This window comes from Fulvivirga aurantia (genome assembly GCF_009711475.1).
GTDB lineage: Bacteria > Bacteroidota > Bacteroidia > Cytophagales > Cyclobacteriaceae > Fulvivirga > Fulvivirga aurantia.
Window position 1 is genome coordinate 1 of record NZ_SMMD01000804.1, and the last position, 8,906, is coordinate 8,906.

At 41.7% G+C, this 8,906-nt stretch carries 8 protein-coding genes and 1 pseudogene; 8 read left to right on the plus strand and 1 reads right to left on the minus strand.

Annotated features, from left to right (window positions below; genetic code table 11):
- A pseudogene (locus tag E1176_RS10820) lies at positions 1-593 on the minus strand (acyl-CoA dehydrogenase family protein); the annotation flags it as partial.
- 566 nt (positions 594-1,159) lie between these two features.
- Between E1176_RS10820 and E1176_RS10825 the strand changes: the two are divergent.
- The 8 genes from E1176_RS10825 to E1176_RS10860 all read left to right on the plus strand — a co-directional run.
- On the plus strand, positions 1,160-2,113 hold the full coding sequence (locus tag E1176_RS10825) for a transketolase C-terminal domain-containing protein (protein ID WP_185152751.1): 954 nt from the start codon (positions 1,160-1,162) through the stop codon (positions 2,111-2,113).
- The gene (locus E1176_RS10830) at positions 2,110-2,478 is read left to right on the plus strand and encodes a methylglyoxal synthase (RefSeq protein WP_155210628.1); all 369 of its coding nucleotides are present in this window, start codon (positions 2,110-2,112) and stop codon (positions 2,476-2,478) included. The genes E1176_RS10825 and E1176_RS10830 overlap by 4 nt, the downstream gene beginning before the upstream one ends.
- A gap of 5 nt (positions 2,479-2,483) precedes the next feature.
- Positions 2,484-3,020 carry a Crp/Fnr family transcriptional regulator gene (locus tag E1176_RS10835; protein WP_155210629.1) on the plus strand — a complete coding sequence of 179 codons (537 nt, stop codon included), beginning with the start codon at positions 2,484-2,486 and terminating at the stop codon, positions 3,018-3,020.
- 53 nt (positions 3,021-3,073) lie between these two features.
- The gene (locus E1176_RS10840; protein WP_155210630.1) at positions 3,074-3,634 is read left to right on the plus strand and encodes a DinB family protein; all 561 of its coding nucleotides are present in this window, start codon (positions 3,074-3,076) and stop codon (positions 3,632-3,634) included.
- On the plus strand, positions 3,631-4,800 hold the full coding sequence (locus tag E1176_RS10845) for an MFS transporter (protein WP_155210631.1): 1,170 nt from the start codon (positions 3,631-3,633) through the stop codon (positions 4,798-4,800). The genes E1176_RS10840 and E1176_RS10845 overlap by 4 nt, the downstream gene beginning before the upstream one ends.
- A gap of 88 nt (positions 4,801-4,888) precedes the next feature.
- Positions 4,889-6,292 carry a serine hydrolase gene (locus tag E1176_RS10850; RefSeq protein ID WP_155210632.1) on the plus strand — a complete coding sequence of 468 codons (1,404 nt, stop codon included), beginning with the start codon at positions 4,889-4,891 and terminating at the stop codon, positions 6,290-6,292.
- 246 nt (positions 6,293-6,538) lie between these two features.
- Positions 6,539-8,323 (plus strand): glycoside hydrolase family 15 protein, encoded by a 1,785-nt coding sequence (locus E1176_RS10855; protein WP_155210633.1) that lies wholly within the window; start codon positions 6,539-6,541, stop codon positions 8,321-8,323.
- Positions 8,324-8,348: 25 nt separating this feature from the next.
- Positions 8,349-8,906, plus strand: a 558-nt coding sequence (locus E1176_RS10860; RefSeq protein WP_185152752.1) for an endonuclease/exonuclease/phosphatase family protein, incomplete at its 3' end; no start/stop codon positions are given.

The window sequence follows — 8,906 nt, forward strand, 5'->3', positions numbered from 1 at the left end:
CCTACATCAGATCCGCCTGCCTTCTCTGTTAGAAACATGGCGCCTGTATATAATTCATCTGGATTTTTGGTGGCAATCCGCGGAAGTAAACGTTTCTTATCACCTTCATTGGCAAATCGATCAATCAATCTGGCCACCCCATCAGTCATACAAAGAGGGCAGTATTGCCCCATCTCTGCCATAGCGAACAAATAGCCCGAACCAAACCCCAAGCTGTGCTTTTCGTTTTTGAAACGGCTTCTAAGTGACGGCTCCCATTTAACTCTAAACATCTGACTCTCTACCGCTATTTCGAGCAGCCGATCATAAGCGGGATGAAATTTGATTTGTTCTATATCCTCACCCCAGAAGTCACGCTTTACAAGTTCAGGACCATTCTTGTCGGCATCCATAGATAATTGATCCATTTCCTCAGCTGCTTGAGCACCTAGTTTATCCCAAATAGGCTGCATGTACTCCCAACCATTTTTAGAAATTTTTCTTTGGGCGTATTCCTGCCAAATCAGGTCACTGGTATGAAAGTTTTTACTAGGTCGGTAGTCTTTCGACAAGACTCGATTATCAGGATTGGTTGAGTTTTGGGTCGTTTTCATAGGCAGTTGATTGTATATAAATTTAAATAAACGCTGCATGCATAACAAGTCACTTGAGAGATTAAGGTATTAGGTCCATGCCTACGCAGGGATGAGGTTTGGTAAGTAATGTGTCCTAAAAGCTTGAGGCTTGCAGCTTTATAGAGACTCTTCGCTATCGCTTTGAGTGACGTTCTAAATAGGTTTATTACTTAGACAACTAGCTTCGAGTGCCTGAGCCTGACAAAATCTATTGCTGTAATCAATAATTTCGTTAGTCATTCCTGATGAAGCGCAGCGGAAGTCAGGAATCTCACTATATTTATGAGATCCCTGCCTACGCAGGGATAACGTCACGGGAAAGAAATTAGCTTTAAGTCTAAAGCATGTAGCTCCCCAGCTCTGAGAGACTCTTCTCTATATCACGTTGAATAAACGCAGTTTAACCTAAAGGCTTAAACCAAGTAGCTGAAGGCTTTACTGACCGTTCGACAATTATTTATGTCACACAATGATTTATAACATAACTATCTTAAATTTGCCACTTCAAAAAAAATCATTGTCAGTCAGATTTAAACTAACGCTTCGTGACTAAACTTACCTTCACAGAAAAAAAAGATACACGCTCAGGATTTGGAGCAGGATTATTAGAACTCGGAAGAAATAATGACAAGGTAGTTGCACTCTGTGCAGACCTTACCGGCTCATTAAAAATGGGTGACTTCAAAAAGGAATTTCCTGATCGATTTTTTCAGGTAGGTATTGCCGAAGCGAACATGATGGGTCTGGCAGCAGGTATGACCATCGGTGGTAAAATTCCTTTTACAGGCACTTTTGCCAACTTCTCAACGGGTCGTGTTTATGATCAAATCAGACAGTCGATTGCCTACAGTGGTAAGAATGTAAAAATATGTGCTTCACATGCTGGTCTTACACTTGGCGAAGACGGTGCGACTCACCAGATTTTGGAAGACATTGGTATGATGAAAATGTTGCCTCACATGACTGTAATCAATCCTTGCGATTATAATCAGACCAAGGCGGCAACTATCGCTATTGCTGAACATGATGGACCGGTTTATTTGAGATTTGGAAGACCAAAATGGCCAATATTTACGCCTGAAAATCAAAAGTTTGAAATTGGCAAAGGAATAAGACTTGTTGAAGGTAAAGACGTTTCAATTTTTGCTACTGGTCATATGGTGTGGCAGGCAATTGAAGCTGAAGCGATACTTGCTGGGAAAGGTATCAATGCAGAAATCATCGATATTCATACGATTAAGCCACTAGATGAGGAATTGATTCTTGAGTCTGTGAAGAAAACAGGCTGTGCAGTTACTGCTGAAGAGCACCAGATCAACGGTGGATTGGGTGATAGCGTAGCACAGTGCTTATCGCGGAACCTACCAACCCCTCAGGAGTTTGTAGCTGTGAGAGACAGTTTTGGCGAAAGCGGTAAACCAGAAGAATTATTAGTGAAGTATGGCTTGAGTCCGCAGGACATCGTAAATGCTGCACTAAAAGCAATAGAAAGAAAATGAATCTCGCTGTAATAGCGCATGATGGCAAAAAGCCAGAAATGGTGGGCTTCCTGCTCACCAACAAAAATCTACTAGGCAAAGTAAACCTATATGCCACCGGTACTACCGGTGGTCATGTAGAGAAATCAGGCCTACCTGTCACCAAACTACTTTCGGGTCCTAAAGGTGGTGATGCACAAATCGCAGCAATGGCCGCAGAAGGCAAGATCGATATGGTGATCTTTTTTAGGGATCCCCTTGATAAACACCCTCATGAGCCCGACATACAAATGCTACTTCGTATTTGTGATGTCCATAATATCCCTTTGGCTACCAACCCTGCCACAGCAGAACTTTTGTTAAAAGGTTCTTCTATTTCTGATTAAGATCTATGTCAATCACAGATCAGCTCCGACTCGCTATTGATGCAGCTAATTTGTGGGAAAAAGGTATTGCCTTAAAGCGTAACGAATACCTCAAGAAAAAAGACACCATTGACACGAACATCTATTTTGTCGCAACGGGTGCACTGCGAATATTCGTTGACGATGGATTTGAGGAGCAAACCATTAGATTTGGGTATAAAGACAACCTCATAGCTGCACTTGATTCTTTTCTAACAGAACAGCCTTCCACGTTATACATTCAGGCGATAAAGGCCTCTACTTTGCAGGTTGTGACTAAAAACAACTTTCAGGCACTAATAAATGGCACCGATGAGTTAAAGCAACTTTGGACACAGCTGCTGGAAGGGTTTGTCGTGCAGCAAATGGAGCGTGAGATGGACTTGCTTACCTCTTCCCCAAATGACCGTTATGAGCGTGTGCTGGCTCGGAGTCCAAGGCTTTTCCAGGAAGTTCCTCACAAGTACATTGCTTCCTATTTGAGAATGACGCCTGAGACATTGTCCAGATTAAAAAAGTCTTGATTTCGATCAATGTTTTATATTGCCTTTCTCACGTTATTTGAAATAAAAAAGCCATGAAAATAAAATCACAGCAACTTATAGATGAGCTTAAGGCAATAACACAACAACTTCTGAGCGATGCCGAATCTTTAAAAGCCAAAGATCTAAGTGAGCTTCAGCAACAACCCGAATCTGACAAATGGAACGCCTTAATGTGTTTGGAGCACCTCAATCGCTATGGTGATTTCTACCTTCCGGAAATTAAAAGCAGACTGGCATATAGTACCCACGAGGCTGATGAGTATTTTAAGGGTGGCCTACTGGGCAATTACTTTGCAGAAAGCATGAAGCCTAAGGAAAAACTCAATAAAATGAATACTTTTAAGAGTATGAACCCCATAGACGATACGTTGGATAAGGATACGATAGACACATTTATTGCACAACAAAAGGAAATGCTCAACCTCCTTGACGATGCCCGAGATAAAAGTCTAAAAAAAACTAAAACAGCCATCAGTATTTCTAAATGGATAAAGTTGAGGTTAGGAGATACTTTTCGTATTGTCATCTATCATAATCAGCGGCACATGGTGCAGGCTTTCAATGCAATCAATCAGTTGAAACAGCACGCATGAGGGTACCGTCCTATGTGCTTCCTATTATAGTTTTATCGCAGTTTTGCTGTACCTCATTGTGGTTTGCGGGCAATGCTGTAGTCGGCAGCCTTACCCAAAAACTCAACCTAACAGAGGCCGCCATTGGACACATCACCTCAGCTGTGCAGTTTGGCTTTATCACAGGCACATTAGTGTTTGCTATCTATGCCATTGCTGATCGCTTCTCGCCTTCCAAAGTATTTTTCACATGTGCTGTACTCGGAGCTGTTTTCAATTTTGCTGTTATCGCTGACTTCAATTCATTTGCCACTATTCTGAGCTTAAGATTTCTCACTGGCTTTTTCTTAGCTGGCATTTATCCGGTGGGTATGAAAATAGCCGCTGATTATTTCCAGAAAGGCCTTGGTAAATCACTTGGCTACCTGGTGGGTGCGCTAGTACTTGGTACTGCTTTTCCTCACCTGGTCAAAAACTTCACTACCGCGCTACCATGGAAGGCTGTCATGCTTTCGACTTCTGTACTGGCTGTATTTGGCGGGGTGCTCATGCTAGGCTTTGTGAAGAATGGCCCTTATAGAAAACTAAATACTCAATTTGATATAAAGAGCTGGTTTAAAGTATTTAAAAACAAACCATTCCGTGCGGCAGCATTCGGATATTTTGGTCACATGTGGGAATTATATGCTTTTTGGGCCTTTGTACCAGTGATGTTAGTTACCTACAACGGCTTACACCAGGAGCCTGCTTTTAATGTACCAATATGTTCATTTCTTATCATAGGCCTGGGGAGTCTTGCCTGTGTTGCAGGAGGGTACTTATCGCAACGCTTTGGAGAAAAGAAAACAGCCGCTTCCGCTTTACTATTGTCTGGTTGTTGCTGTTTGGCATCTCCACTGGCATTTCTTTATGCGCCACCTGTAATTTTCATTGGCTTTATCATCTTTTGGGGTCTGGTGGTAATCGCTGACTCCCCCCTATTTTCCACCATAGTGGCCAAAAATGCCGCTGTAGAAATCAAAGGCACCGCCCTTACCATTACCAACTGTATTGGTTTTGCCATAACCATTTTCAGCATTCAACTGATTACACTACTCTCTACTTCATGGTCAGCCACACATGCTTATATGCTTCTGGCTATCGGACCTGTCTTTGGCCTTTTGGCATTGTACAGCAAAAAGCCATAACTTTAATTACTCTCCCGAAAGCTATCATAAAACATCTGAAGCCAGTCTGGGTTTCTAGTGTATCAACTTAAAATCTCAAATCAAAACCATGAAACCTGCATGTTTTTTCATCCTGTTGTGTTTTTGCTTGTGCAGTTGCGGTACTGAAGAAAAGCAAAATCAACCAACTAACGCAGTTGAAGAAAGTAGGGTCACTTCCAAAGACACCATAGACCTCAGTCTCGACTCTGTTATGCGTAAAGCACACATACCCGGCATAGCGCTCACTATCATGAAAAATGGGAAGGTGGTAAAGCAAGGCAATTATGGCCTGGCAGATATCGAAAACCATGCGCCTATTACTGATTCAAGTAAATTCTTCATTGCTTCAATTACTAAATCGATGGTGGCAGCTGCTGTCTACCAACTATCTCTCCAGGAAAAGATTGACTTAGACGCACCTATCGGTCGCTATTTGAAAAATGCACCTGATTCATGGTCTAAGATCACACTCAAGCACCTCATATATCACACCTCGGGTTTGCAGGAGTATTACCAGTTCATTGATTTAAAACTTAATCATAGCATGGCCGAGCTGCTAGACATTTGTTATACCTTACCGCTTGATTTTGATCCGGGTACTGATTACGCCTATGTAAATACCAATTACCTGATTTTAGGTGCTGTTATAGAAAAAGTCTCCGGCATGAAATGGTATAAATATTTAGACAAAACCTTTTTTAAACCACTTGAAATGAATGACACACAGGTGGCTTCTTTTGAAGAGATACTACCCAACCGTGTACGAGGTTATTTCTATGACGATAGTCTTTACACCAATCAGCCCAACCATGCAGCCTCTACAATGATCAGCCCGGAAGGTGGTTTATGGTCTACTACGACAGACATAGCCAAATGGACTGCAAGTTTTACGGGCGATAAACTTTTCTCTGAAGAAGAGATCACTACCATGTGGGAGCCATTTACTATCAATGAAAACCGATTGGTAAAAGACGCTTTTGGATGGGTAGTAGGCAAAATCAATGATCTACCAGTTTATCAACTAGAAGGCGGATGGCTGGGCTACAAAGCAGTTTCTATATTGTTTCCAGAAGATGATCTGGTCGTGACACTGTTTTATAATCAAGCACTATATGAGATTAAAGGAATGCCTCCTTATCTGGCCCATCAGGTCGCTGGTTTATATAATGACCGATATCTTCGAGAAAAACATACTCAGGTAAAGAATTTAAATCTTGAACCCTATTTCGGAACCTATAAGTTTGCCGGCATTGGTGATTGTGAAATAATCCGTAAGGGAGATGGCGTGAGGTTAAAGGGATATGACAGTTATATAAAAGGCACATTTCTACCTTATGAAAAAGACAAATTTTATTTAGCACCCCTAGGTGAAATTCAATTACATTTTACACGAACATCTGGTAAGATAACAGGGGTAAATCTTTATTGGAGCCGCCTGGAATCTGATGGAGAGTGGGCGAAAAAGATTTGAGATTTAGGATTTAGGATTTAGGATTTGAGATTTGGGATTTGGGATCTAAGATTTAAGATGTTGGATTTGTGATTTTTGATACTCTGTACAAACTACTACATATCGACTACTCCATACTGGCTACTAAATACTCCATACTGACTTCTAAAAAAGCAACAAAAAAGTAAATAAGCTGTTTCTTAAGCATCCATTTTGACTTAGTGTAAAAAATACACTAATTTCATTTACCTATATAATCATCAGTTTATGGCTAAGAAACATACTTACGATCTCGGGCTTATTGGCAACTGCTCTTACCAGGCGCATATCAACCTCAACACAAACATCGACTGGATGTGTTGGCCACGCTTTGACAGTTCGTTTATTTTCGGTCAGCTACTTGATGATGAAAAGGGTGGTGAGTTTAGCATCAGGCCTCATGGCAACGTAAAAAAAGCCAGTCAGACTTATCTGGAAAACACAAATATACTCTGCACTGACATTACCTGCGATGAAGGCAGTTACCGTATCACCGACTTTGCCCCCAGGTTTTACCAGTTTGATAGATACTTCAAACCTTTAATGCTCATCAGAAAAGTTGAGCCTATCGAGGGCACTCCCAGGGTGAAGATCACCTGTCACCCGAGGGGTAAATATGGTGAGCTAAGCCCCTCACAATACGAAGCGAGTAACCACATTGAGTTTTTAGGTTTAGAGAAAGAGTTAAGACTCACTACCGATTTTCCCCTTTCTTATATTGTAGAGGGTGAGTCGATTGTGCTACATGAAACCAAATATCTCATTCTCACTTATGGTGCTCCGCTGGAGGCTCCTATAAAAAGTACTTGCGAACATTTTCTGGAAAAAACAAAACTCTACTGGAGGGCGTGGGTAAAAAACATGAGTGTCAGTCGATTTCATCAGGCGGCCATCAATCGCTCTGCTTTGGCGCTTAAAATACACCAGTATGAAGATACAGGAGCGATTATAGCCGGAGGCACCACCAGTTTGCCAGAGGCTGACGGTAGTGGACGTAATTGGGACTATCGCTATTGTTGGATGCGAGATGCGTATTATACGCTTACGGCTTTTAACAACATCGGGCACTTTGAAGAACTGGAAAGGTATTTTAATTACATTCTCAATATTTCTGTAAAATCGAAAGACCGTTTTCAGCCCCTGTATGGCATATCGGGAGAGCAGGTGTTAGAGGAGAAAATCCTTGACCTAAAAGGTTATAGGGGCAACCAACCCGTACGTGTGGGCAACCAGGCCTATACACACATACAAAACGATGTGTACGGACAAGTACTGGTCTCTCTCCTTCCGCTCTATACTGACAAGCGTTATATCAACAGTGAGCGTGCAGACTCACTAGTACTAATCAACGACTTGCTTCACAAAATTGATGAGTTGATGGATGAACCGGATGCCGGACTCTGGGAGTTTAGAAATTTCGCGCAATTCCATTCTTACACGTATCTCTTTCATTGGGCTGGCGCTAAAGCGGCTTATAAAATAGGACATACATTTGGCGACAAGAAAATTGAGCGGTTGGCCGAAAAACTGGTAGCTAAGTCTTCAGAAAAAATTGAAGCCTGTCTCGACAATGACCGTGTTGTTTATACACAGGCGATTGGCTCTAAAAACCTCGATGCCAGCAACCTGCAGATGATCATGATGAACTACCTCGACCACAACAGTGACGTAGCTAAAAAGCATTTGGAAGCTCTGGAAAAAGAGTTAAAAACCAAAGAGGGGCTATTCTTCCGCTACAAGCATGCCGATGATTTTGGCGAACCGGAGACCACCTTCCTGATTTGTGCTTTCTGGTATGTAGAGGCGCTTACATGCGTAGGCAGAGTCGATGAAGCCATCACCACTTTTGAGCAACTCCTCACCTACGGCAACCACCTGGGACTGCTCAGCGAAGACGTAGATGCAAGTAATGGCAGCCAGTGGGGTAACTTTCCACAGGCTTATAGTCATGTAGGCCTGGTAAATGCTGCCTACCGCATCAGTAGAAAGCTGGATACCCCTAATTATATGTAGCAGATAAATTATTAATCAAAATACAATGGGAAAGCTCAGAAAGGTAATATATGTCGTGCTCAGCATTGTGGTTTTATTAGTCGCTGCTTGCTCTTTACTTTCTATATTAAGAAATACTGAAAGTAGATTTTTGAAAATATTAGATTTCCCAAGGATTCAGTTTTTCATAACCTCCTTTATCGCATTATTCTTGTTTATCATATTTACCAAAAGGTGGAGATGGTATGATTATTTGCTCACAATCGGACTAGTCAGCGGTATGGTGGTGCAGGGCAGCTACCTGATCAACTATACATTTCTTGTTCCAAAAGCAGTACCAACAGCAACTGAAGGCACATATTCTACTGACGATCAAATCAGTATATTAATAGCCAACGTGCAAATGTCTAGCAAAAATGCAGCACCACTTTTAAACTTAATTAAAGCCAATAAGCCTGATTTAATTATTACAATGGAAATTGATGATTGGTGGGCCAAACAATTAGAAGCAATAGAAAAGGACTACCCCTATACTCAGGAAACCACCAATGAGGTAGCCTATGGCATGACACTCTATAGCAAATTTATATTAGAAAGTGTAAAG